General features: G+C 74.2%; 25 protein-coding genes. 8 read left to right on the forward strand and 17 right to left on the reverse strand.

Annotation, left to right across the window (positions count from 1 at the left end; translation table 11 throughout):
- Positions 1 to 35: 35 nt before the first annotated feature.
- Positions 36 to 950 (reverse strand): mechanosensitive ion channel family protein, encoded by a 915-nt coding sequence (locus tag LG379_RS09180; protein WP_225754256.1) that lies wholly within the window; start codon positions 948 to 950, stop codon positions 36 to 38.
- 332 nt (positions 951 to 1,282) lie between these two features.
- On the opposite strand from LG379_RS09180, the gene LG379_RS09185 reads away from it, so the two are divergent.
- From LG379_RS09185 to LG379_RS09200, 4 genes are read left to right on the forward strand one after another with little or no spacing between them, the layout of a single operon-like run.
- Entirely contained in the window at positions 1,283 to 2,140 is an 858-nt protein-coding gene (locus LG379_RS09185) for an amino acid ABC transporter substrate-binding protein (protein ID WP_225754257.1), read from the forward strand.
- 21 nt (positions 2,141 to 2,161) lie between these two features.
- Positions 2,162 to 2,830 carry an amino acid ABC transporter permease gene (locus LG379_RS09190; protein WP_304522430.1) on the forward strand — a complete coding sequence of 223 codons (669 nt, stop codon included), beginning with the start codon at positions 2,162 to 2,164 and terminating at the stop codon, positions 2,828 to 2,830.
- Positions 2,817 to 3,635, forward strand: coding sequence for an amino acid ABC transporter ATP-binding protein (locus LG379_RS09195; RefSeq protein WP_304522431.1), 819 nt, complete (start codon positions 2,817 to 2,819; stop codon positions 3,633 to 3,635). The genes LG379_RS09190 and LG379_RS09195 overlap by 14 nt, the downstream gene beginning before the upstream one ends.
- Entirely contained in the window at positions 3,635 to 4,270 is a 636-nt protein-coding gene (locus tag LG379_RS09200; RefSeq protein ID WP_225754258.1) for a DUF1684 domain-containing protein, read from the forward strand. Before LG379_RS09195 ends, LG379_RS09200 begins: the two co-directional genes overlap by 1 nt.
- Positions 4,271 to 4,302: 32 nt before the next feature.
- Here the strand turns inward: LG379_RS09200 and LG379_RS09205 are convergent, their stop codons facing one another.
- A complete protein-coding gene (locus LG379_RS09205) occupies positions 4,303 to 5,142 on the reverse strand; it encodes an enoyl-CoA hydratase/isomerase family protein (RefSeq protein ID WP_370634482.1) in 840 nt (279 codons plus the stop codon).
- On the reverse strand, positions 5,139 to 7,175 hold the full coding sequence (gene paaZ, locus LG379_RS09210) for a phenylacetic acid degradation bifunctional protein PaaZ (protein ID WP_225754922.1): 2,037 nt from the start codon (positions 7,173 to 7,175) through the stop codon (positions 5,139 to 5,141). The genes LG379_RS09205 and paaZ overlap by 4 nt, the downstream gene beginning before the upstream one ends.
- Before the next feature lie 102 nt (positions 7,176 to 7,277).
- Here paaZ and LG379_RS09215 point away from each other — a divergent pair, with 102 nt between their 5' ends.
- Positions 7,278 to 7,700, forward strand: coding sequence for a PaaI family thioesterase (locus LG379_RS09215; RefSeq protein WP_225754259.1), 423 nt, complete (start codon positions 7,278 to 7,280; stop codon positions 7,698 to 7,700).
- Here LG379_RS09215 and LG379_RS09220 read toward each other — a convergent pair.
- From LG379_RS09220 to paaA, 6 genes are read right to left on the reverse strand one after another with little or no spacing between them, the layout of a single operon-like run.
- The gene (locus tag LG379_RS09220; protein ID WP_225754260.1) at positions 7,672 to 8,484 is read right to left on the reverse strand and encodes an enoyl-CoA hydratase/isomerase family protein; all 813 of its coding nucleotides are present in this window, start codon (positions 8,482 to 8,484) and stop codon (positions 7,672 to 7,674) included. The two genes, LG379_RS09215 and LG379_RS09220, sit on opposite strands and share 29 nt — an antisense overlap.
- On the reverse strand, positions 8,481 to 9,602 hold the full coding sequence (gene paaE, locus LG379_RS09225) for a 1,2-phenylacetyl-CoA epoxidase subunit PaaE (RefSeq protein WP_225754261.1): 1,122 nt from the start codon (positions 9,600 to 9,602) through the stop codon (positions 8,481 to 8,483). The genes LG379_RS09220 and paaE overlap by 4 nt, the downstream gene beginning before the upstream one ends.
- Positions 9,602 to 10,114, reverse strand: a complete 513-nt coding sequence (gene paaD / locus LG379_RS09230; protein WP_225754262.1) for a 1,2-phenylacetyl-CoA epoxidase subunit PaaD — start codon at positions 10,112 to 10,114, stop codon at positions 9,602 to 9,604. Before paaD ends, paaE begins: the two co-directional genes overlap by 1 nt.
- A gap of 2 nt (positions 10,115 to 10,116) precedes the next feature.
- Positions 10,117 to 10,905 carry a 1,2-phenylacetyl-CoA epoxidase subunit PaaC gene (paaC, locus tag LG379_RS09235; protein WP_225754263.1) on the reverse strand — a complete coding sequence of 263 codons (789 nt, stop codon included), beginning with the start codon at positions 10,903 to 10,905 and terminating at the stop codon, positions 10,117 to 10,119.
- Positions 10,902 to 11,213, reverse strand: coding sequence for a 1,2-phenylacetyl-CoA epoxidase subunit PaaB (paaB, locus tag LG379_RS09240; protein ID WP_225754264.1), 312 nt, complete (start codon positions 11,211 to 11,213; stop codon positions 10,902 to 10,904). Before paaB ends, paaC begins: the two co-directional genes overlap by 4 nt.
- Complete coding sequence (paaA, locus tag LG379_RS09245) at positions 11,210 to 12,127, reverse strand: 1,2-phenylacetyl-CoA epoxidase subunit PaaA (protein ID WP_304522452.1); 918 nt, start codon at positions 12,125 to 12,127, stop codon at positions 11,210 to 11,212. Before paaA ends, paaB begins: the two co-directional genes overlap by 4 nt.
- A gap of 147 nt (positions 12,128 to 12,274) precedes the next feature.
- Here paaA and LG379_RS09250 point away from each other — a divergent pair, with 147 nt between their 5' ends.
- Positions 12,275 to 12,958 (forward strand): TetR/AcrR family transcriptional regulator, encoded by a 684-nt coding sequence (locus LG379_RS09250; RefSeq protein ID WP_225754266.1) that lies wholly within the window; start codon positions 12,275 to 12,277, stop codon positions 12,956 to 12,958.
- 66 nt (positions 12,959 to 13,024) lie between these two features.
- Here the strand turns inward: LG379_RS09250 and glsA are convergent, their stop codons facing one another.
- Together glsA and LG379_RS09260 are read right to left on the reverse strand one after the other, a co-directional pair.
- On the reverse strand, positions 13,025 to 13,963 hold the full coding sequence (gene glsA / locus LG379_RS09255; RefSeq protein ID WP_225754267.1) for a glutaminase A: 939 nt from the start codon (positions 13,961 to 13,963) through the stop codon (positions 13,025 to 13,027).
- Positions 13,947 to 14,396: a hypothetical protein gene (locus LG379_RS09260; RefSeq protein WP_225754268.1), complete on the reverse strand. Its 450-nt coding sequence runs from the start codon at positions 14,394 to 14,396 to the stop codon at positions 13,947 to 13,949. The genes glsA and LG379_RS09260 overlap by 17 nt, the downstream gene beginning before the upstream one ends.
- A 94-nt stretch (positions 14,397 to 14,490) precedes the next feature.
- Between LG379_RS09260 and LG379_RS09265 the strand changes: the two genes are divergently transcribed.
- Complete coding sequence (locus LG379_RS09265) at positions 14,491 to 15,105, forward strand: GNAT family N-acetyltransferase (RefSeq protein WP_225754269.1); 615 nt, start codon at positions 14,491 to 14,493, stop codon at positions 15,103 to 15,105.
- On the opposite strand, the gene pcaF is transcribed toward LG379_RS09265, so the two are convergent.
- The 6 genes from pcaF to pdhA are packed head-to-tail and all read right to left on the reverse strand — an operon-like array spanning position 15,082 to position 21,780.
- Positions 15,082 to 16,287, reverse strand: a complete 1,206-nt coding sequence (gene pcaF / locus LG379_RS09270) for a 3-oxoadipyl-CoA thiolase (protein ID WP_225754270.1) — start codon at positions 16,285 to 16,287, stop codon at positions 15,082 to 15,084. The genes LG379_RS09265 and pcaF overlap by 24 nt on opposite strands.
- On the reverse strand, positions 16,284 to 16,739 hold the full coding sequence (gene paaI / locus LG379_RS09275) for a hydroxyphenylacetyl-CoA thioesterase PaaI (protein ID WP_225754271.1): 456 nt from the start codon (positions 16,737 to 16,739) through the stop codon (positions 16,284 to 16,286). The genes pcaF and paaI overlap by 4 nt, the downstream gene beginning before the upstream one ends.
- Positions 16,729 to 18,255 carry a 3-hydroxyacyl-CoA dehydrogenase gene (locus tag LG379_RS09280; RefSeq protein WP_225754272.1) on the reverse strand — a complete coding sequence of 509 codons (1,527 nt, stop codon included), beginning with the start codon at positions 18,253 to 18,255 and terminating at the stop codon, positions 16,729 to 16,731. Before LG379_RS09280 ends, paaI begins: the two co-directional genes overlap by 11 nt.
- Positions 18,252 to 19,706, reverse strand: a complete 1,455-nt coding sequence (locus LG379_RS09285) for a dihydrolipoamide acetyltransferase family protein (RefSeq protein WP_225754273.1) — start codon at positions 19,704 to 19,706, stop codon at positions 18,252 to 18,254. Before LG379_RS09285 ends, LG379_RS09280 begins: the two co-directional genes overlap by 4 nt.
- Positions 19,703 to 20,680 (reverse strand): alpha-ketoacid dehydrogenase subunit beta, encoded by a 978-nt coding sequence (locus LG379_RS09290; protein ID WP_225754274.1) that lies wholly within the window; start codon positions 20,678 to 20,680, stop codon positions 19,703 to 19,705. The genes LG379_RS09285 and LG379_RS09290 overlap by 4 nt, the downstream gene beginning before the upstream one ends.
- The gene (gene pdhA, locus LG379_RS09295) at positions 20,677 to 21,780 is read right to left on the reverse strand and encodes a pyruvate dehydrogenase (acetyl-transferring) E1 component subunit alpha (protein ID WP_225754275.1); all 1,104 of its coding nucleotides are present in this window, start codon (positions 21,778 to 21,780) and stop codon (positions 20,677 to 20,679) included. The genes LG379_RS09290 and pdhA overlap by 4 nt, the downstream gene beginning before the upstream one ends.
- A 155-nt stretch (positions 21,781 to 21,935) precedes the next feature.
- Between pdhA and LG379_RS09300 the strand changes: the two genes are divergently transcribed.
- Positions 21,936 to 22,379, forward strand: coding sequence for an Lrp/AsnC family transcriptional regulator (locus LG379_RS09300; protein WP_225754276.1), 444 nt, complete (start codon positions 21,936 to 21,938; stop codon positions 22,377 to 22,379).
- Position 22,380: the final 1 nt, after the last annotated feature.

Consider the following 22,380-nt stretch of genomic DNA (forward strand, 5'->3'; position numbering starts at 1 on the left):
CTCGGCGCCGCGTGTCGACGGCGGCCGTGGACAGGTCAGCCGTCCGCGCGGGAGCGGTGCGTCGAGCCTTCGGCCAGCCGGTCCAGCCGGGCCGCCAAGCCTGGCGAGGGCTGGATCATCTGGATCTCCGGCGGCATCTCCACGCCGGCGTCGCTCAGCGCCGCGGCGATGGACTCGATGACGCGGTCACGGGTCTCCAGGGCCTCGAGCTGGCGAGCCCCGGACCAGAACCGGACGTCGAAGTTGATCGTCGACGGCGCCAGCTCGGTCAGCAGGCACTGCGGTGCGGGGTCGTCGGCGACGCCGGGCACGGCGGCGACCGCCTCCAGTACGACGGACCGTGCCGTCGCGAGGTCGCTGGCGTAGTCCACGCCGACCACCACGGTGGTGCGGATGTGCGAGTAACCCGTCTGCACCGTGAGGACCTCGCCGTGGACGGTGCTGTTGGGCACGAGCACGCGCCGACCGTCGAACGTCCGCACCACCGTCTCGCGGAGGTTGACCTCCTCGACGGTTCCCTGCACGTCCTTCACGGCGATCTGGTCCCCGGCCCGGAACGGCTCCCGCACGAGGATGAGCAGTCCCGCGAAGAGGTTCGCCAGCACGTTCTGGAACGCGATGCCGATCGCCACCGAGACGATCCCGAGCCCCCCGAGGACGTCGACCGGCTGGACGCTCGGGAAGGCGATGGTGAGGCCGACGCCGATGGCCAGCAGGGCGAACCCGTACTGGACCAGCGTGGAGAAGACGCGGGCGTAGGACGGCGTGTGGCGGCGCGCCCACGCCCACCTCGTGACGACGCGGAGGAGCTTGGCCACGACGAGGCCGAGCACGATCACCGCGGCGCCCAGCGCCAGCTGCCGGGGATCGATCGGTGGGAGGTTGAGGTCCGCCTCGAGACCCCCGTCCGTCTCGGCGGGGTAAGGCACGAGGCGCGGGAGGACGAGCATCGATCGAGTCTGCCCCAGCGCGCGCCGCGCCGCCGTGAAGCGCGTCCCGGCGGCGGTTGGCGTCCTGCAGGACTTCCGTGGTGGACTTGTCCCGTGACCTCCACCGTGCTCCTCGCGCCGCGTTCCGCCGGCCTTGCGCGCACCCGGTGCTGTCCGCGCCTGCGCTGTCTCTGAGCCGCGCACGCGACCGGTCCTGAGACCGGTCCATGGCCCTCCGCGCACTGTGCGCGGCGCCACACCCCGTGACGGCAGGGAATCTCCCTGTGCCGCTCCCGGTTGCCCACCCCCGTCGAGGCGTCGACCGACGCCCGCCCGTCTCCCGAAGGACCGACATGTCCCGTCTCACCACCAAGATCTCCCTCGGTGCGGCCGCGACCGCCCTCGCGCTCGCCGTCACGGGCTGCTCGGCCGCCGACGACGGTGCGCCGTCGTCCGCCGCCGACGGCGCCCAGGAGGACACGGCCACCGAGGGCGCCCAGGAGGACACCTCCTGGTCCGACGTGCAGGAGGCCGGCGTGCTCGTGGTCGGAACGGAGGGCACCTACCGCCCGTTCTCGTTCCACGAGGAGGGCTCCGGAGACCTCGTCGGCTACGACGTCGAGGTCATCGAGGCGGTCGCCGAGGAGCTCGGCGTGGACGTCGAGTTCGAGGAGACCCAGTGGGACGCGATCTTCGCGGGCCTGGAGGCGGGACGCTTCGACGTCATCGCGAACCAGGTGTCGATCACCCCGGAGCGTGAGGAGGCCTACACGTTCACCGAGCCGTACACCGTCTCGAACGGTGTCGTCGTCGTCCGGGCCGACGACGACTCCATCGACTCGTTCGAGTCGCTGGACGGGAAGGTGACCGCGCAGTCCCTGACGAGCAACTGGAAGGCGCTCGCAGAGGAGAGCGGTGCGCAGATCGAGGCCGTCGAGGGCTGGGCCCAGGCCGTCGCGCTGGTCGAGCAGGAGCGCGTCGATGCCACGATCAACGACGAGCTGACGTTCCTCGACTACGCGAAGAACAACGACGCCTCCGGCCTCAAGGTCGCCGCCGAGACCGAGGAGCAGTCCTTCAGCGCCTTCGCCCTCGCCCAGGGCGACGACGAGCTCGCGGCGGCCATCGACGAGGCCCTGGCCACCCTGGCGGAGGAGGGCACGCTCGCGGAGATCTCGGAGAAGTACTTCGGCAGCGATGTCTCCCGCTGACGGAGGCGGGGGATCGCGGTCGTGAGCCCGGAGACCCTCGAGCTCGTCACCGAGTCGTTGTGGCCGATCACCCGGGGCGCGATCACGGGGACCATCCCGCTGGCGCTGGTGTCGTTCGTCCTCGGGCTGGTCCTCGCTCTGGTGATCGCCCTGATGCGGCTGTCGAAGCGGCGCTGGCTGTCGGGCCCGGCGCGCGCGTACATCTCCGTCGTCCGTGGCACGCCCCTGCTCGTCCAGCTGTTCGTCATCTTCTACGGCCTGCCGTCGGTGGGTGTGGTGATCGACCCGTGGCCGAGCGCCGTCGTGGCGTTCTCGGTGAACGTGGGCGGGTATGCGGCCGAGGTGATCCGTGCCGCGATCCTCTCGGTGCCCAAGGGGCAGTGGGAGGCGGCGCACATGGTCGGGATGTCGCACGCGGTGGCGCTGCGGCGCATCGTCCTGCCGCAGGCGGCGCGCGTGTCGGTCCCGCCCCTGTCCAACACGTTCATCAGCCTGGTCAAGGACACGTCCCTGGCGTCGCTCATCCTGGTGACGGAGCTGTTCCGCGAGGCCCAGCAGATCGCGGCGTTCAGCCAGGAGTTCATGGTGCTGTACTTGGAGGCCGCGGCGGTCTACTGGGTGATCTGCCTGGCGCTCTCCGCGGGGCAGGGCCGTCTGGAGCAACGATTGGACCGCTATGTCGCCCGCTGACCACGACGTGCTCGAACCGCCCGGTGGCCACGGCCCGCCCGGCGGTGCGGGGGAGCCCGTGCTGGTCGTCGAGGGGCTCGGCAAGAGCTTCGGCGACCACACGGTGCTGCGCTCCGTCGACTTCCGGGTCTGCAGAGGGCAGGTGCTCGCCATCATCGGCCCGTCCGGCTCCGGCAAGACGACGGCGCTGCGGTGCCTGAACGGCCTGGAGCGGCCGGACGCGGGGCGGGTCCTCGTCGGGTCCGACGTCGTCGTGGACTTCTCGCAGGGGGCGTCACGCACGCAGGTGGCTGCGCTGCGCGACTCCTCGGCCATGGTCTTCCAGCACTACAACCTGTTCCCCCACAAGACCGTCCTGGAGAACGTGCTGGAGGGGCCGGTCGTCGTCCAGCGCCGACCACGGGACGAGGTGACCGCCGAGGCCGTCGAGCTGCTCCGCCGCGTGGGGCTGGCCGAGAAGAAGGACGCGTACCCCTTCGAGCTCTCCGGCGGTCAGCAGCAGCGCGTCGGGATCGTGCGGGCGCTGGCTCTGCGGCCCACCCTCCTGCTGTTCGACGAGCCGACGTCCGCCCTGGACCCCGAGCTCGTCGGGGACGTCCTGGGCCTCATCAAGGAGCTCGCCGACGAGGGCTGGACGATGGTGATCGTCACCCACGAGCTGCAGTTCGCGCGGGAGGTCGCCCACGAGGTCGTGTTCATCGACGGTGGCGCGGTCGTCGAGCGCGGGCACCCGGACCAGGTCCTCCGAGACCCGCGGGAGGAGCGCACACGGCAGTTCGTGCAGCGGCTCCTGCACCCGTTCTGATGACCGATCCCGTGGCGGAGCCCGCCGTCGAGCACGACTGGTCCGACGTCGTCGACTGGCGGCGGCGCGTCGCGGAGCTCTACCGCGCGGTCCGGCTCGATCCGGACCCGGCCGCTGCCCACGCCGCCTGGGCCGCCGGTCGCGCCGACCTCCTGGCCACCCACCCGGCGTCGCCCGTGCCACGCGCCGCGCGACGCGGCTACGTGCCACCGCCCGTCGCGCGCTACGACCCGGCGTTCCGGTTCACGGTGCCCGTCGACGGCGACGTCGAGCCGGTCCGGCGGCAGGTCACGACGGGGACGGACGGGGTCGTGCCGTTCGACCTGGTCGGACGGGTGAGCCTGCCCGGCCTCGGTCGCCTGGACCTGTGGTGGTGCGCCGGCTACGGCGGCGGCCTCTTCCTGCCCCTGCGCGACGGCACCAGCGGCAGGGGGTCCTATGGCGGCGGCCGGTACGTGCTGGACACCGTCAAGGGCGCCGACCTGGGCGGGGACCGCGCTGCTCTCGTGGTCGACCTCAACTTCGCCTACGCGCCGTCGTGCGCGCACGACGAGTCCTGGGCCTGCCCGCTGCCGCAGGCGGGGAACACGCTGACCGGGCCCGTCCCGGTGGGGGAGCTGGCACCGGCCGGCTGAGCCGACGGGTACGACGGCGGCCGGCGGTGGCCTCAGTGACCGGTGAACGTCGGAGGGCGCTTCTGCTGGAAGGCGGTGAACCCCTCGCGGTAGTCGTCCGTGCGCGACGCCGCACCCTGGGCGCGGGCCTCGGCCTCGAGCAGGGCCGACGACGCCCCGCGCGCGGCGGCGAGGTCGCGGACGATGCGCTTGGACTGGACGAACGCGACGGTGGGGCCGTCGGCGAGCGTCGCGGCGAGCGCACGGACGCGGTCCAGCAGCACGTCGTCGTCGACGACCCTGCTCACGAGCCCGACGCGCGCCGACTCCTCACCGTCGAGGAGCTCCCCCGTGAGCATGAGGTCCATGGCACGGTGCGGTCCGAGACGGTCGACGAGCAGCGCGTGACCCCCGGAGTCCAGCACCGCGCCGATGCGGGCGAACGGGGAGCCGAGGCGCGCGCTGCGGCCGGCGTACACGACGTCCGCCGCGGCCATGAGCCCGAGTCCGATCCCCAGTGCGGCGCCCTGGACCGCCGCGACCACCGGCACGGGGACGTTGCGCACGGCCGCCAGCACGGGGTGTACGAGCTCGGACAGGAAGGCCTCGGCGTCGTCGGCGCGCGGGTCCACCCCGGAGATGTCCCGCCCCGCGCAGAAGGCGCGGCCCTCGCCCCGCAGGACGACGGCTCGCAGGCCCGGCCGGCCCACGAGCCCCTCGACGACCTCGCGCAGTGCCCGCAGCGCCGGCCCGTCGAGGGTGTTGAGCCGAGCGGGCCGGTCCAGGACCACCTCCGCGACGGCATCGGACCCGGTGAGCCGGATGCCGGTGTCCGCCCCTTCGTCGGCGCCCGACGGCACCCGGGCCGGGTCCTGCCCGACCGCCCCGGTCACCGCGGCCACTCCTTCGACACGAGCGTGAGGACCTCGTACGTCGCGACCGCCTCGCCGTCCTGGTTGAGCACCTCCGCGTCCCACACCACCTCGCCGTAGTCGGCGTCGGCGCGGGGTGAGATCCGCTCGACCGTCAGGTGGACCGTCAGGGCGTCGCCGGGGTACACCGGGGCCAGGAACCGCAGCCGCTCCAGGCCGTAGTTCGCCAGGACGGGACCGGGCTCGGGGGAGACGAACAGACCGGCCGCCAACGAGACGACGAAGTACCCGTGCGCGACGCGGCCCTCGAAGAACGGGTTGGCCGCAGCGGCCTCCTCGTCGGTGTGGGCGTAGAAGCGGTCGCCGGAGAGGTCGGCGAACCGGTCGATGTCGTCCAGGGTGACCGTGCGCGGCCCACCCGTGATCGTGTCGCCCACCTGGAGCTCCGCGAGGCTCTTGCGGAACGGGTGCTCCCCATCGGTGCGCCGGGGTGCCCCGGTGACCCACGTCCCGGTCACGGCGGCGACGGCGCGCGGCGAGCCCTGCAGCGCCGTCCGCTGCATGAAGTGCAGCACCGACCGGATGCCGCCGAGCTCCTCGCCGTCGCCCGCGCGACCCGGCCCACCGTGCACGAGCTGGGGGAGCGGGGAGCCGTGCCCCGTGGACTCCGGCGCCGAGTCCCTGTCCAGCACCAGCAGCCGCCCGTGCCAGGGTGCGACGCCCAGGACGACGTCGCGGACCACGTCCGGGTCCGCGGAGACGATCGACCCGACGAGGCTGCCGCGTCCTCGGGCGGCGAGGTCGACCGCGTGGTCGACGTCGCGGTAGCCGATGACGGTCGAGACGGGTCCGAAGACCTCGATCTCGTGCGGCTCGGGGCGCGCCGGGTCCTCCGCCACCAGCAGGAGCGGAGGCAGGAACGCGCCACGGTCCGGGTCGGCGTCGACGACGTCGAACCGGTCCGGGTCCCCGACGACGAGCCGCGCCCCCTGCATCAGGCGCTCGAGCCCCTCGCGCACCGCCCGGCGGTGGTCCAGGCCCACCAGCGAGCCCATCGTCACCTCCTCCGACGTCGGGTTCCCGAGCCGGACCTTGCTGCCGATGCGCGCGTCGACGGCCGCGACCACGTCCGGCACGAGGTGCTGCGGGACGAGCGCCCGGCGGATGGCCGTGCACTTCTGGCCGGCCTTGGCGGTCATCTCGGTGACCAGCTGCCGCACGAAGAGGTCCATCTCCGTGCTCCCGGGCTCGACGTCCGGACCCAGGAGGGAGAAGTTCAGGGAGTCCGCCTCGGAGCTGAACCGCACGCCACGGTGCTGCACCGACGGGTGCCCCCGCAGCAGGGCGGCCGTCGCGGCCGAGCCGGTGAACGCGACCGTGTCCTGCTCGGCGAGCAGGTCCAGCAGCCCGCGCGTCCGGCCGACGACGAGCTGGATGCTCCCCTCGGGGAGCAGCCCCGACGCGACGATCTCCTCGACGACGGCGGCCGTCAGGTACGCGGTCTGGCCGGCCGGCTTGACCACGGTGGGGACGCCGGCGAGGAAAGCCGGCGCGAGCTTCTCGAGCATCCCCCACACCGGGAAGTTGAACGCGTTGATCTGCAGCGCCACACCGCGGCGCGAGGTGTAGAGGTGCTGCCCGACGAACTGCCCCCCGCGTCCCAGCCGCTCCGTCGGGCCGTCGACGAGGACGTGGCTGTTGGGCAGCTCCCGGCGGCCCTTGCCCGCGTAGCTGAACAGCACGCCGATGCCGCCGTCGACGTCGACGAGGGAGTCACGGCGCGTCGCGCCCGTCCACGCGGACAGCTCGTAGAGGTGGTCGCGTCGGGTGTTGAGGTGCAGCGCGAGGCTCTTGAGCGCCAGCGCCCGCTCGTGGAACGGCAGCGCGCGCAGCGCCGGGCCCCCGACCGAGCGGGCGTGGTCGAGCACGGGGACGAGGTCGATGGGGTCCGTGCCGACGACGGCGACCTCCTCCGCGGTCGCCGCGGCGAGCAGGGCGGTCGTCGGTCCGGCGGGAGCCTCCCAGCGCCCTGCGACATAGCTCCGGACGATCATGGTCACGGCTCTGCTCCTGTCACTGCGCTGCTCCCGTCACTGCGCTGCTCCTCGGCTCGTGCCGTCCCCGGGACGGGCGGCGATCGTTCGTATGCTCGGCGGATGGACGACGACGACGCGCTGCGCCGCGCTCACCCGGACCTCTCCCTCGGGGCGCTGGACCGCAAGATGGGCGTCCGGGTGGTCGAGGCCTCGCCGGAGCGGGTCGTGGCGACGATGCCGGTCGAGACGAACACCCAGTCGTTCGGACTGCTGCACGGCGGCGCGATGGCGTGCCTCGCGGAGGCGGTCGGCTCCTGGGCCGCGGTCATCCACGCCGGGCCGGGCCGGACCGTCGTCGGCGTCGACCTCAACGCCACGCACCACCGCAGCGCGCGCGAGGGCGTCGTCACCGCCACGGCGGAGCCGCTGCACCGCGGGTCCACCGTGGCGACGTACGAGGTGACCGTGCGCGACGAGCAGGACCGCCGGCTGTGCACGGCCCGGATGACGTCGCTCATCCTGGCCCGCCGTCCCGCGGGTTGAGCCCGTCGCCGCCACCCGTGCGGCGGCGCTCGCGCTCGTCGAGGAACGCGCTCATGCGCGCCCGCTTCTCCGGGTCCTCGAAGAGGACGGACTGCGCGAGGACGTCGAAGCCGGTCGTGGCGGGCCGGTGCACGCGCAACGCCATCTTGGTGAGCTCGAGGGCACGCCAGGACCGCGTCGCGATCCGCTCCGCCAGGGCGACCGCCTCGTCGAGCAGGGCGTCGGCGTCGTGGAGGTGGTCGAGCAGACCGGCACGGTGCGCTGCGGCCGCGTCGAGGACCTCGCCGGCGTAGAGCATCCGACGAGCCACCGGCAGGCCGACGACCTGCGGCAGGCGCCAGTTCGCCCCGGCGCCGGCGATGATGCCGAGGCTCGGCTCGGGCTGGGCGAACCGGGCCCGCTCCGAGCCGATCCGCAGGTCGCACGCGAGGGCCAGCTCGCAGCCGCCGCCCAGCGCCGGACCGTCGACGGCGGCCACCGTCGGCCACGGGTGCGCCTCGAGGGCGTCCATGAGCCCGGAGTTGATGCCCCGCAGGGCGTCGCTCGCGTCCCGGTCGAGGAGCTCGGCGATGTCGGCCCCGGCGGCGAAGATGCCCGGCGTGGTCGAGTGCACGACGACCACGCACGGCTCGCGCTTGGCCTCCTGCAGCACCGCGTGCAGGCGCGCCACCGTCGCCTCGTCCAGCGCGTTGCGCTTCGCGGGCCGGTCGAGCCCGACCAGCAGGGCAGGGCCGCGCCGCTCCACGACGACGCCGCCGTCGGCGCCCTCGTGGTCGCCGCTCACTGGTCGTAGTCCACGGTCACGGTGTCCGTCACGGGGTGGGACTGGCATGTGAGCACCATGCCACGCGCGATCTCGTCCGGTTCGAGCGCGTAGTTGGAGTCCATCTCGACGGCACCCTCCAGGACGCGCGCGCGGCACGTGCCGCACACGCCGTTGGTGCAGGCGAAGGGCGCGTCCGGGCGCACCCGGAGCGTCGCGGCCAGCACCGACTCCCCGTCCCGCGGGAGGGTGAGGGTGGTCGAGCGCCCGTCGAGGACCACGGTGACGGCGGAGCCCACGCCGTCGACCGGGGACTCACGCCGCGGCCGGGCGGTCGACGCGCCGACGTGGAACAGCTCGCGGTGCACGTGCCCCGCGTCCACTCCACGCTCGAGCAGGACCTCCCGGACCGACTCCGTGAGGGCGAGCGGGCCGCAGAGGAACCACTCGTCGACGTCGTCGGCGGGCAGGACCGTGTCGAGGATCCGCGCGAGCCGCTCCGGGTCGAGGCGGCCGGAGAGCAGCTCGAGGCCGGGTCCCTCGTCACGCAGCACGTGCAGCAGCTGGAACCGCTCCGGGTAGGTGTTCTTGAGGTCCTCCAGCTCCTCGAGGAACATGATCGTCGAGGGTCGGCGGTTGGCCAGGACGAGGGCGGCGGTGCTGTGCGGCTCGACCGCCAGCGCGGTCGCCAGGATCGACAGCACCGGCGTCACCCCGGAGCCCGCCGCCACGGCGACGTAGCGCCGCGCCTGCGTCGGGTCCAGGTCGGGGCAGAACGTGCCGGTGGGCGTCATGACCTCGAGCTCGTCGCCCGGCGCGAGCCGCTCGGTGACGTACCCGGAGAAGACGCCGTCGGCGATGCGGCGGACGCCGATCCGCAGGAGGTCGCCGGTCGCCGGCGCGCAGATCGAGTAGTTGCGGCGCACGTCCCCCTCGATCTGCGGCGCGCGGACCGTGAGGTGCTGGCCTGCGCGGAAGCGGAACTCCTCGCGCAGGTGCGGCGGGACGTCGAACGTGACGGCGACGGCGTCGTCGGTGAGGCGGTCGACCGACGCGACGCGCAGGCGGTGGAAGACGGCGTGCCGGCGCGCGGAGGTGCCGGACGCGTCGACGGCGGCGGTCGTCGCGCTGAGGGCCATCAGAGCGCCTTGAAGGAGTCGAAGGGCTCGCCGCAGTCCCGGCAGGACCACAGCGCCTTGCACGGCGTCGACCCGAAGCGGCTGATCTCCCGCGTGCGCAACGACCCGCACCGCGGGCAGCGGGCGGACAGGGTCAGCGGCACGCCACCCGGCGGGCTCACGGCGCGCGTGCCGTCCGGCGGCGCGATGCCGAACGCGCGCAGCTTGGCGCGCCCGGCCTCGGTGATCCAGTCCGTCGTCCACGCCGGTGCGAGGACCGTGCGCACGACGACCCGCTCGGCGCCCTCGTCGCGCAGGGCGCGCGCCACGTCCGCGGCGATGACCTCCGTGGCGGGGCACCCGGTGTACGTCGGGGTCAGGGTCACCTCGACCGAGCCGTCCGGCGCGACCTCCAGACCGCGGACGATCCCCAGGTCGTCGAGCGTCACGACGGGGATCTCCGGGTCGGCCACGGCGCCGGCGACCACGCGCAGGTGCGTGACGTCGCGAGCGGCCGACGGTGTCGTCGTCATGGTCACCACCGTGCCCCCGGGTGCGCCCGGTGCAGGTGCTGCATCTCGGGCAGGAGGTGTCCCAGGTGCTCGGAGTGCAGGCCCTCGCGCCCCCCGCGCGAGCGCCACGAGGGCACCGGGACGGTGAGCGTGGCGCGCTCGACCACGTCGTGGACGTACGCGACCCACGGCTCGCGCAGCGAGGTCGGGTCCGCGGCGACGCCCGGGAGCCGGTCCGCGGCGTCGTCGGGTGCGAAGAGCTCCTCGACGTACGGCCACACGCGGTCCAGACCGGCCTGCATGCGCCGGTGGCCCTCGTCGGTCCCGTCGCCGAGCCGCAGGACCCACTGCGTCGCGTGGTCGCGGTGGTACGCGACCTCCTTGACGGCCTTGCCGGCCAGGTCCGCCAGGAGCGGCTCGGCGCTGGCGCGCAGCGCGGTCCAGAGCTCGAGCTGGTAGGCGGAGAAGACGAGCTGGCGCGCCATCGTGACGGCGAAGTCACCGTTCGGGATCTCGACGAGGCACACGTTGCGGAACTCGCGCTCGTCCCGGCCGAAGGCGAGTTCGTCCTCGTCGCGGCCCGCGCCCTCGACCTCGCCCGCCCGCGTGAGCAGGGCGCGCGCCTGGCCGAGGAGGTCGAGGGCGATGTTGCCCAGGGCGATGTCCTCCTCGATCTGCGGCGCGCGCGTGATCCACTCGCCGAGCCGCTGGGCGAGGACGAGCGCGTCGTCGCCGAGGCCGAGGAGGTAGTCGACCAGTGGCGCCGTCGGCACGGGCGGGGGAGGCGGTGCGGCCGCGGTCGGGGTGGTCACAGGTGCTCCGCCCCCTCCGGCACCTCGTAGAACGTCGGGTGGCGGTAGACCTTGTCGAGCGCCGGGTCGAAGAAGGGGTCCTGCTCGTCGGGGCTCGACGCGACGATCGCCGCGGACGGGACGACCCACAGGGAGACCCCCTCGCCCCGGCGGGTGTAGACGTCGCGGGCGTTGCGCAGCGCCATCTCCCCGTCGGGGGCGTGCAGGCTGCCGACGTGCTGGTGGGCCAGGCCGCGACGCGCGCGGACGAACACCTCCCACAGCGGCCAGCCGTGCGGGGTCCGGGGCCCGCTGCCCGCCGTCGTCATGCGGCGTCCGTCGTCGCGTCGGCCGCTGCGGCGTGCTTGCGGGCGTACGCGTCGGCGGAGTCGCGGACCCAGGCGCCCTCCTCGTGCGCGGTGCGCCTCCGCTCCATCCGCTCGGCGTTGCACGGACCGTCGCCGCGGATGATGCGGTCGAGCTCCGCCCAGTCGATCGCGCCGAAGGCGTGGTGGCCGCTCGCCTCGTCCCAGCGCAGGTCGGGGTCGGGGATCGTCAGGCCGAGGATCTCCGCCTGGGGGACGGTCATGTCCACGAACCGCTGCCGCAGCTCGTCGTTGCTGAACCGCTTGATGCCCCACGCCGTCGACTGCGCCGAGTGCGTCGACGCGCCGTCCGGCGGACCGAACATCATCAGGGAGGGCCACCAGAACCGGTCCACCGCGTCCTGGGCCATCGCCTTCTGCGCCGGCGTGCCGTGCGAGAGCGTGTGGAGGATCTCGAAGCCCTGCCGCTGGTGGAAGGACTCCTCCTTGCAGATCCGCACCATCGCACGCCCGTACGGGCCGTAGGAGCACCGGCACAGCGGGACCTGGTTCATGATCGCTGCACCGTCGACGAGCCAACCGATCGCGCCCATGTCCGCCCACGTCAGGGTCGGGTAGTTGAAGATGGAGGAGTACTTCTGCCTGCCGGTGTGCAGGAGGTCGAGCAGCTCCTCACGGTCGACGCCCAGCGTCTCGGCCGCGGAGTAGAGGTAGAGACCGTGCCCGGCCTCGTCCTGGACCTTCGCCATGAGGATCGCCTTGCGGCGCAGGCTGGGCGCGCGCGTGATCCAGTTGCCCTCCGGCTGCATGCCGATGATCTCCGAGTGCGCGTGCTGGGCGATCTGGCGGATCAGGGTCCTGCGGTAGCCCTCGGGCATCCAGTCGCGCGGCTCGATCCGGTCCTCGGACGCGATCATGCGGTCGAACCGCTGCTGCTGGTCCTCGGTGGTGGTGTCGACGTCGACCTGCACGGGACCTCCGCGTCGTCGTCCGGGCGGCAGCGTCGCCGTCCCGGGAATTGCCGAACGAACGTTCGGTATTGATTCTTCGGGCAGACTGGGGCCGTGTCAATTGCAGCCGACCCGCCTCCCGAGGACGCGCCCCGTGTGTCGCGACGAGGCCGCCCGGCGCGCTACACGCAGGACGACCTCGTCGCCGTCGTCGCCCAGGTGTTCCTCGAACGCGGCTACGACGCGGCCAGCATGGAGGACCTCGCGCGGGCCAGCGGGCTGACCAAGTCCTCGCTGTACCACCACGTCAGCGGCAAGGAGCAGCTGCTGCGCCTTGCCGTGAACCGGGCGCTCGACGCGCTCGACGGCGTCTTCGAGGACGAGGCGCGTCAGGCCGACAGCCCCGTGCGTCGGCTGGAGCACGTCGTGCGCCGCACGACCGAGGTGCTCGTCGCCGAGCTGCCCTACGTCACGCTCCTGCTGCGGCTGCGCGGGAACACCGAGGTGGAGCGCGAGGCGCTGGAGCGGCGCCGCTCCGTCGACGCACGGCTCGCCGGCCTGGTGCAGGACGCGATGGACGCGGGTCAGATCCGCTCGGACATCGACCCGCGTCTGGTGACCCGGCTCCTGTTCGGGATGGTCAACTCGCTGGTCGAGTGGTACCGACCCGGAGGGCACTCGCCGCACGGGCCGGCCGGTGGACCGGTTGCCCCGACCGTGCCGACCTCACGCGACGAGGCGATCGTGCAGGCGGTGGTCGAGCTGGCGCTGGACGGCCTCCACGCCCGACGGGACTGAGCCTTCGTCGTCACTCACACCCGGTTCACGACGGCCCCGCGGCCGCGTCGCGGTCCGCCGCGCCGGTCATGCGGCGTGCGAGCCGAACACGTGCAGGTCAAGGTCGGCGCTCAGCGTCTCGCACGCGATGCGGCCGCGGACGCTGGTGCCCTGCTCGTCCAAGGGCGGGCTGAGGACGGCGCCCCCGAGGAGACCGGGCGCCGAGAGCACGATCCCGCCGGACACGCTGGACTTCGCAGGGACACCGACGCTGCGCATCCAGCGACCTGACCCGTCGTACACCCCGCAGGTCGCCATGACGGAGACGACGTCGCGCGCGACCTCGGTCGGCACGACGCGCCGGCCGGTGATCGGGTTCACGCCGCCGCACGCGAGCGTCGCCCCCATGACGGCCAGCGTCCGGGCGTCGACGAGGACCGCGCAGGCGCGGGCGTAGACCGCGACGGCGTCGTCGGCGCTCACTGCCAAGGTGCCCTCCGCGCGCATGAGGTGCGCGAGGGCGTGGTTCCGGTCGCCGAGCAGGTGCTCGCTGCGGGCGACGTCCTCGTCGACCTCGAGCTCCTGGCCGGCGAACGCGGACAGCCCGCACAGGATGCGCTCGTCGCGGCCGTCGACGTCACCTCCGTCGACGAGCGCGGCCGTGAGCAGTGCGCCGGCGTTCACCATCGGGTTCGGCGGACGGCCGGTCCCCGTCTCGAGCTTGATCGCGTCGAACGCCTCACCCGTCGGCTCGATGCCGATCTCGTCCAGCGCGCGGCCCCCGGTGTCCAGCAGCGCGAGCGCGAAGAGGAACGGCTTGACGGCCGACTGGACGCTGACGGCCGCATCGGCCCGGGCGCTGGTCCGCACGGTGCCGTCGGCGAGCACGAGGGCCAGTCCGCACAGGTCGGGATCGGCCGCGGCGAGCTGCGGGATGCTCTCGTTCACCGACCCGCCGGGCTCGGCCAGGACCCGGTCCCTCAGGGCGTCGAGGTCGTAGGTGCGGGCTTCAGCGAGTCGGCTCATGCCCCCATGCTGTCCCAGGTCCGGGTGCCAGGAGCGCCCGGGCGGTCGCTCCGCGACCGGCACGGAGCAGGAGCGTCCCGGCGACGAGGTTGACGACGACCGCCGACGCGACGAGGGGTGACCGCGCACGGCGCCCCCACGTCACCGGCTCCACCGCGGTCCCCGCGAAGACCGCAGCACCGACGAGGCGGGACCAGCGCCCCGCCGGACGACCCGAGGCCTCCCGCACGGCATCGACGAGGACCAGGGCCGCCATGGGCCACGGCGCCGCCAGCCCGGTGCCCCACCCGGTCACCAGGTGCGTCACGGCCGAACCCGGAGCACGCAGGCCCAGCGGTTCCCCGACGACGTCGTCGCGCACCGAGACCGCCGCACCCCATGCCGTCGCGGCGAGGAACACGATCGCGGCGCGTCGGATCGGGCGCGTCCTCACCGGACCACCTCCGTCTGCTGGCTGCGGACCAGTCCATCATGCGCCCCGCCGACACCGGGTGCTCCGTGTCGGTCGCCGGTGCTTCCATGGGGCCATGACCTGGGAGACGCTCCCCGTGACGCCGGACCGGTTCGACGACTTCGCCGACGTCGTGAACCCGAACCGCCGGGCCACCCACTGCTGGTGCCTCTCGCACCGGCTGCGCGGCAAGGACATCGAGGAGCTCGGCGGCGGCGACCGCGAGCAAGCGATGCGCCGGCTCTGCGAGCGGGAGCACCCGCCGGGGGTGGTCACCTATCACGACGGGGTGCCCGTCGGCTGGTGCAACATCGGGCCGCGCACCGAGATCCCACGCCTCGCCGCGTCGCGGCTCATCCGCCCGGTCGACGACGTCCCGGTCTGGAGCATCGTGTGCGTCGTCGTCCGCAGCGGTCACCGCAGGACAGGGGTCACGGCCCACCTCCTCGAGGGGGCGGTGCAGTACGCCGCCTCGCACGGGGCCCCCGCGGTGGAGGCCTACCCCGTCGACCCGGAGGGCCGGATGGACACGACGATGGCCTTCGTGGGCACCCGCTCGATGTTCGAGAGAGCCGGCTTCGAGACGGTCGGCACCACCGAGGCGGTCGCGTCCGGGATGCCCCGCATCATCATGCGCCGCAGCATCACGGAGACGGCGCCCGGGCGGTCACACCTGCTCCAGCAGCAGTGACGCGCCCTGCCCGACGCCGACGCACATGGTCGCCAGCGCGCGCCGTGCCCCGGACCCGCGACGGTCCGCCAGCTCCGTCGCCGCGGTCAGGGCGAGCCGGGCGCCGCTCATCCCCAGGGGGTGCCCGAGCGCGATCGCACCGCCGTTCGGGTTGACCTGCTCCGCGTCGTCGGGCAGGCCGAGGGACCGCAGCACGGCCAGGGACTGCGCGGCGAAGGCCTCGTTGAGCTCCACGAGGTCGACGTCGGCGAGCGTCAGGCCCGCGCGTGCGAGCAGCCGCTCGGTCGCCGGCACGGGGCCGATGCCCATGGTGCGCGGCGGCACGCCCGCCGTCGCCATGCCGGTCACCCGCGCGAGGGGCACCAGGCCGAAGCGGCCGACGGCGGCCTCGGACGCCACGAGCACCGCGCAGGCCCCGTCGTTGAGGCCCGAGGAGTTCCCCGCGGTGACCGTGCCGCCGGGGGCGAGGGGGCGCAGCCGGGCGAGCGCCTCGAGCGACGTGTCGCGCGGGTGCTCGTCCTGGTCGACGAGCACCTCGCCGCTCCGCGCGGGCACCGGCACGGCGACGACCTCCCGGGCGAGGCGGCCCCCGGCGCGGGCCTTCGCCACCCTCTCCTGGGAGCGCAGCGCGAACGCGTCCTGGTCCTCGCGGCTGATGCCGTGCTCGCGGGCGAGGTTCTCGGCCGTCTCCGGCATCGAGTCGGTGCCGTACAGCTCGCGCATGCGCGGGTTCACGAACCGCCAGCCGAGCGTGGTGTCAGCGATCTCCGCCTCCCGGGCCCACGCCGTCGTCGCCTTGGGCACCACGAACGGCGCCCGGCTCATGCTCTCGACCCCGCCGGCGAGGACGAGGTCGGCGTCGCCGGCGCGGATCGCCCGCGCCGCGGTCCCGACCGCGTCGAGCCCGGAGGCGCACAAGCGGTTCAGCGTGCCGCCCGGGACGGAGACCGGCAGGCCGGCCAGCAGCGCGGCCATGCGGGCGACGTTGCGGTTGTCCTCCCCGGCCTGGTTGGCGCAGCCGAGGAGCACGTCGTCGAGCGCCTCCCAGTCGACCGACGGGTGGCGGTCGACGACGGTGCGGAGGACGTGCGCGGCGAGGTCGTCCGGCCGGACCGCGGCGAGGGCCCCGCCGTACCGCCCGACGGGTGTCCGGACGCCTGCGACCAGGTAGGCCTCGCTCATGTGTCCTCCCGGGGGAGCAGGGGGCGGCCGAGGGAGCGGCTGCGCCCCCGGTACTCCGCGATGACGGTGCCGTCGGCCCGGGTGACCGTGACGTCGTAGACGCCGCTCCGCCCGGCACGGACCCGCTGCGTCGCCACGGCGGTCAGGTCGTCCCCGAGCACCGCGGGCGTGACGAAGACGATGTCGAAGCCGGCCGCCACCGTGACGTCGTCCTCGGTGTTGCAGGCGAAGGCGAACGCGCTGTCGGCGAGCACCGCGAGGTAGCCGCCGTGGCACGTCCCGTGGCCGTTGACCATCTCCTCCGTGACCCTCATGGTGAGTCGAGCCGCACCGGCGGTCACGTCGACGAGCCGCATCCCGAGGCGCCGGCTCGCCAGGTCGGCGGCCCACATCGTCTCCGCGCACCGCCGGGCGACGGTGTCGCGGTCCGCCGTTCCGGGCTCAGCGCTCACGGAGCGACCTCCCGGCGTGGACCGCGTCTTGCAGGGCCGCGCTGACGCGGTACCGGGCGTCCACGGGTGCCAGCGCGTCGAGCAGCGCCGCCACGCGCGCGGGCCCGATCCGGTCGCCCCACTCCAGCGGCCCGCGCGGGTGGCCGGCGCCGAGCCGCATCGCCGTGTCGACGTCGTCCGCCGAGGCGACCCCGCGCGCGACGACGTCGCACGCCTCGTCGACGAGGAGCGCGACCGTCCGCGCGACGAGGAGGCCCGCGACGTCGGGGAGCACGCTCGCCTGCGCCCCGGCCGCCTGCAGCAGACCGACGGCCTGCGTGAGGACCGGCGACGCGCCGTCGTCGGACGCGGTGACGGCCCACCGCTCGGCGGTCCCGGCATCACCGACGAGGTCGAGCACGACCACCGGCACGCCGAGCCGACGGGCGTGCTCCGCGGCGCGGCGGCCGTCCGTCGGGACGACGACTCCGCCGTCGACCTCCGCCACCGGCTCACCGGCGCGGTCCCCACCGTCATCGACGACGACGCCGCCGCGGCGCACGCGGTCCCACAGCGGCGCCCACGGTCCCCAGTCACCGCGGACCCGCACCCGAGCCGGGACGGTCGGTGAGGGCGCCGCGGTGCCGCGCGGCGCCGGCGCGGCGCCGTCGTCGTCGTCGTGGTCGTAGAACCCCCGACCGGTCTTGCGCCCGAGCGCTCCCTCGGCGACGAGGGCCACCTGGACGTCGACCGGCTCGAAGCGCCGGTCGCGACCGCTCTGCTCCCACACGGACCGGGTGGTGGCGAGGTTGATGTCCTGCCCGATGAGGTCGGCGAGCTCGAGCGGGCCCATGGGGAAGCCGCCGCCCTCGCGCAGCACGGCGTCGATGGTGGCGGCGTCGACGCCGCGCTCCAGGAGGCGCATCGCCTCACCGTAGAACGGTCGCGCGACGCGGTTCACGACGAACCCCGGCGAGCAACGGACCTGGACGGGTGTCTTGCCCCACGCCGTCATGAGCTCGGCGGCCTCGGTCACCACGTCCGGATCGGTCAGGTCCCCGCGGACCACCTCGACGAGCCGCATGACCGGCGCGGGGTTGAAGAAGTGCAGGCCGACGAGCCGGTCCGGGTGGCGCATCGCCGCCGCGAGCCCGGTCACGGACAGGGACGAGGTGTTCGTGGCGAGCACGCAGTCGGCCGCGACGACGTCCTCGACCGCGGCCAGCAGGTCGCGCTTGACGTCGAGGACCTCGGCGACGGCCTCGATGACGAGCGCGCACGGCGCGAGGTCGTCGACCGACTCCGCCGCCCGGAGGCCGGCCCGGGCGGCGGCGGCCCTGGCGGTGTCGATCCGGCCGCGCCCGACGAGCCGGTCCAGCGCTGCGCCGACCTGGTCGACAGCGGCGGACGCCCGGCCCGGGGCCGCGTCGAGGAGCCTGACCGGGTGCCCGCCCAGGGCGGCGACCTGGGCGATCCCGGCCCCCATGGTGCCCGCGCCCACGACGCCCACGACGGCGGGGGCGGCGAGCCTGCTCACAGCTCCGCCAGGTCCAGCAGGTGCGGGAGCGGGCGCTCGATCGCGTCCGCGACGAACCGCAGGAAGCCGCCCGCGGTGCCCCCGTCGCAGACGCGGTGGTCGAAGACCAGGGACAGCTGCGTGATGCTGCGCACGACGACGTCGCCGTCGACGACCCAGGGCCGCGGCATGATCCGGCCCATGCCGAGGATGGCCACCTCCGGGTGGTTGATGATCGCGGCGCTCCCGTCGACACCGAGCACGCCGTAGTTGTTGAGCGTGAACGACCCGCCGGTGAGGTCCGCGGTCGTGGCGCGGCCCTCGCGGGCCGCCGTCGTCAGGCGCTGGATCTCCTCGTGCAGGGCGCGCGTCCGCAGCGTGTGCGCCCCGCGGACGACCGGCACCACCAGACCGCGCTCCGTCTGCGCCGCGATGCCGAGGTTGACCCCGGCGAGGTGGACGATCTGCCCGCCGTCCGTGTCCACCCGCGCGTTGAGCTCGGGGAACCGCTCGAGCCCCGCGACGACGAACCGGGCCACGAGCGCGAGGATGCCGGGGGCGGGTCGGTCCGGCGTGCCGAGCTGGGACCGCAGCTCGAGGAGCCCGGTCGCGTCGACGTCGACCCAGGTGGTGGCCTCGGGGATCTCCTGACGGCTCCGGCTGAGGGTCGCGGCGATCGTGCGGCGCACCCCGGTCAGGGGGACGAGCGCGCGGACGGCGAGCCCGGTGCGCTCGTCGGTCCCGGCCGACGCGGCGTCGTGCGCCGCCGCCCGGCCGGCGCCCGGACGGGGTGCAGCGGCCGCGTCGTCGTGCTCCGCCGCACCGGAGACGCCCACCTCGCCGGCGGCCGCCCGCTCGACGTCGCGCCTCATCACGAGGCCGCCAGGCCCGCTGCCGTGCAGCGCCGTGAGGTCCACGCCGGCGCGGCGCGCCAGGGTGCGGACGAGGGGGGAGCTCACCGCGACGGCGGTCCGCGTCCCCCCGGACGGGGGTGCCGCGGCGGGAGCCGCCGCCGCAGCCGGGGGGATGGCCGCCCGGGCGGCACGACGCGCCGCGCGCCGACCGCCGCCGGCCGTGGGGGTGTCGGAGGTCCCGTAGCCGATGAGCACGTTCCCCGACCCGGCCCGCTCCTCCTGGACGTACGCGGCGGCGGCCGGGTGCTGTGCGGCGTCGTCGGCGGGACCGCCCGACCGTCCCGCCCGTGACGCGTCCGCCGGCGCGGGCGCCGGCGTGCCGGCGTCCACCGACACCAGCGGCGACCCGACCGCGATGACGTCGCCCTCGTCGCCGTGCAGGCACGCCACCTGCCCGGCGTACGGGCAGGGGACCTCGACCATCGCCTTGGCCGTCTCGACCTCGGCGACCGGTGCGTCGACGGCGACCTGGTCGCCGACGCGGACGAGCCAGCGGACGAGCTGCGCCTCCTCGAGCCCTTCGCCGAGGTCGGGCAGGGTGAAGACCTCGCGGGTCACGCGTCCTCCCACTGCAGCTCGTCGACGGTGTCGAGGATGCGGTTGACCGACGGCAGGTGGTGGCGCTCCAGGGCCGGCGGCGGGTAGGGGATGTCGAAGCCGGTGACGCGCCGGACGGGGGCGGCGAGGTGGTGGAAGCACTGCTCGGTGACCCGGGCGACCACCTCCGAGGCCACCGAGGCGAACCCGGAGGACTCCGCGACGACCACGGCCCGCCCGGTCGCCCGCACGGCCGCCGTCACCGTCGCGTCGTCGAACGGGACGATCGAGCGCAGGTCCACCACGCCGATGCTGCGTCCCTCGCACGCGCCCTGCTCGGCGGCGGCCAGGGCGACGGGTACCGCCGGCCCGTACGCGATGAGCGTCACGTCGGAGCCCTCGCGTCGCACGACGGCACGCCCGATCGGCGGCACGTCGGCGTCGACGTCCACCTCCTCCTTGGTGAAGTACTGCCGCTTCGGCTCCAGGAAGACCACGGGGTCCGGGCTCTCGATCGCCTGCCGGAGCAGCCCGTAGGCGTCCTCGTTGGTGGCCGGCGCGACGACCGTCAGGCCCGGCGTGTGCGCGTAGTAGGCCTCGGAGGAGTCGCAGTGGTGCTCGACCCCGCCGATCCCGCCGCCGTAGGGGACCCGCACGACGACGGGGAGCCGGACGCGGCCCCGCGTGCGGTTGCCCATCTTCGCCAGGTGGCTCACGACCTGCTCGAAGGCCGGGTACGCGAAGGCGTCGAACTGCATCTCGACGACCGGACGCATGCCGTTCATCGCCATGCCGATCGCGAGGCCCATGATCCCGGACTCGGCCAGCGGGGTGTCGAAGCAGCGCTGCTCGCCGAACTGCGCCGTCAGCCCGTCGGTGACGCGGAAGACGCCCCCCAGCGGGCCGACGTCCTCGCCGAGCACGAGGACGGTCGGGTCGGCCTCCATCGCGTCACGCAGGGCCGCGTTGAGCGCGCCCGCCATGGTGGTCTTCATCGGTCGCCCTCCTCGGCGGCGAGCTCGGCACGCAGCAGGTCCCGCTGGGCCAGGAGCTGGGGCGTGGGCGAGGCGTAGACGTGCGTGAACAGCTCGTCCGGCTCGCTCGGTGGCGTCCGGTTGAGCCCTGCGCGCACCGTCGCGGCCAGCTCCTCGGCTCTCGCTGCGAGCTCCTCCTCGGTCGAGTCGTCCAGGGCGCCCTGGGCGCGCAGGTACGTGCGCAGCCGGCTGATCGGGTCGCGCAGGACCCACTCGTGCACCTCCGCCTCGGTGCGGTAGCGCGTCGGGTCGTCGGCGTTCGTGTGGGCCTGGATGCGGTACGTGTCCGCCTCGACGAGCGTGGGCCCGCCGCCGGACGCGGCGCGGGAGACGGCTTCTCCGAGCACGGCCGACAGCGCCGCGACGTCGTTGCCGTCCACGAGGATCCCCGGGACGCCGTAGCCGACGCCCTTGCTCGCCAGCGACGGCGCGACGGACTGGCGCGACAGCGGCACCGAGATCGCGTACTTGTTGTTCTGCACGAGGAAGACCACCGGGGCGCCGAACACGGCGGCGAAGTTCAGCGCCTCGTGGAAGTCGCCCTCGCTCGTGGCCCCGTCGCCGCACAGCGCGAGGACGACCGTGTCCTCGCCCTTGAGGCGGGCGGCGTGCGCGACGCCGACGGCGTGCAGCAGCTGGGTGGCCAGCGGGGTGGTCTGGGGGGCGACGTGGTGGGTGACCGGGTCGTAGACGGAGTGCCAGTCGCCGCGCAGCCACGCCAGCACGTCGACCGGATCCACCCCACGCGTCGCGACGGCGACGCTGTCGCGGTAGGTGGGGAACAGCCAGTCGCCCGGTCGCAGCGCCAGCGCGGCCGCGACCTGGCAGGCCTCCTGGCCGTGCGACGACGGGTAGACCGCGAGCCGGCCCTGGCGGACGAGGGCGCCCGCCTGGTCGTCCAGCCGCCGGCCGAGGACCATCGCCTGGTACCGCTCGAGGAGGTCGGGGAGGGGGAGGAGCCCGTACCTCTCGTGACCCACGAGCCGCCCCTCGGCGTCCAGCAGCCGCACCGGGTCCACGGCGGCATCCGCCGACCGGTCTGCGGACGTGTCGACGGACATGCGCACCTCCTCGTCGAGAGCTCCTTCTGACTATGGACCCTCGGAGGCGGATGGGTATGTTCAGCGGGGAGAGACGAGACATTTGGCCCGGCCGAGGCCGTGGTTAAGGCCGGATGGCCCGCGACGGCGCGGTACCGAGGAGGCGACGGCGACAGATGGACGTTCACCTGGACGAGACCGACCGACGGATCCTCCACGAGCTGACGCGGGACGGCCGGATGTCCGTGCGCGCCCTGGCCGAGGCGGTCAACGTCTCCCGGTCCCACGCCTACAGCCGGATCGAGCGGCTGCAGGCGGCGGGCGTCCTGGAGGGCTTCACCGCCGTCGTGGACCCGGTGCGCAGCGGGCTCGGGACCTCCGCGTACGTGACCCTCAGCGTGCGGCAGAGCTCGTGGCGCGACCTCAGCGAACGCCTGCGTCGCGTCCCCGAGGTCAAGCACATGGCGCTCGTCGGTGGCGGCGACGTGGACGTGATCCTGCTCGTGCGCACGCGTGACAACGAGGCGTTGCGCCGGGTGGTGCTCGACGTGCTGCAGGGCATCCCGGGCGTGCTGTCGACCCGCACGCTGCTGATCTTCGAGGACATGCCGAACCGCTGAC

The sequence above is a fragment of the Actinotalea sp. Marseille-Q4924 genome, assembly GCF_916618755.1.
Taxonomy (GTDB): Bacteria; Actinomycetota; Actinomycetes; order Actinomycetales; family Cellulomonadaceae; genus Actinotalea.

Bases quoted from the DNA above. Each gene is read 5' to 3' on its own strand.
- LG379_RS09185 (WP_225754257.1), top strand. From the start codon at position 1,283: ATGTCCCGTCTCACCACCAAGATCTCCCTCGGTGCGGCCGCGACCGCC.
- LG379_RS09265 (WP_225754269.1), top strand. From the start codon at position 14,491: ATGACCTGGGAGACGCTCCCCGTGACGCCGGACCGGTTCGACGACTTC.
- paaA (WP_304522452.1), bottom strand. From the start codon at position 12,127: ATGATCGCGTCCGAGGACCGGATCGAGCCGCGCGACTGGATGCCCGAG.
- pcaF (WP_225754270.1), bottom strand. From the start codon at position 16,287: ATGAGCGAGGCCTACCTGGTCGCAGGCGTCCGGACACCCGTCGGGCGG.
- pdhA (WP_225754275.1), bottom strand. From the start codon at position 21,780: ATGTCCGTCGACACGTCCGCAGACCGGTCGGCGGATGCCGCCGTGGAC.
- paaZ (WP_225754922.1), bottom strand. From the start codon at position 7,175: ATGATCGTCCGGAGCTATGTCGCAGGGCGCTGGGAGGCTCCCGCCGGA.
- paaD (WP_225754262.1), bottom strand. From the start codon at position 10,114: ATGACGACGACACCGTCGGCCGCTCGCGACGTCACGCACCTGCGCGTG.
- LG379_RS09215 (WP_225754259.1), top strand. From the start codon at position 7,278: ATGGACGACGACGACGCGCTGCGCCGCGCTCACCCGGACCTCTCCCTC.
- LG379_RS09290 (WP_225754274.1), bottom strand. From the start codon at position 20,680: ATGAAGACCACCATGGCGGGCGCGCTCAACGCGGCCCTGCGTGACGCG.
- paaB (WP_225754264.1), bottom strand. From the start codon at position 11,213: ATGACGACGGCGGGCAGCGGGCCCCGGACCCCGCACGGCTGGCCGCTG.
- LG379_RS09180 (WP_225754256.1), bottom strand. From the start codon at position 950: ATGCTCGTCCTCCCGCGCCTCGTGCCTTACCCCGCCGAGACGGACGGG.
- glsA (WP_225754267.1), bottom strand. From the start codon at position 13,963: ATGAGCCGACTCGCTGAAGCCCGCACCTACGACCTCGACGCCCTGAGG.
- LG379_RS09195 (WP_304522431.1), top strand. From the start codon at position 2,817: ATGTCGCCCGCTGACCACGACGTGCTCGAACCGCCCGGTGGCCACGGC.
- LG379_RS09300 (WP_225754276.1), top strand. From the start codon at position 21,936: ATGGACGTTCACCTGGACGAGACCGACCGACGGATCCTCCACGAGCTG.
- paaE (WP_225754261.1), bottom strand. From the start codon at position 9,602: ATGGCCCTCAGCGCGACGACCGCCGCCGTCGACGCGTCCGGCACCTCC.
- LG379_RS09200 (WP_225754258.1), top strand. From the start codon at position 3,635: ATGACCGATCCCGTGGCGGAGCCCGCCGTCGAGCACGACTGGTCCGAC.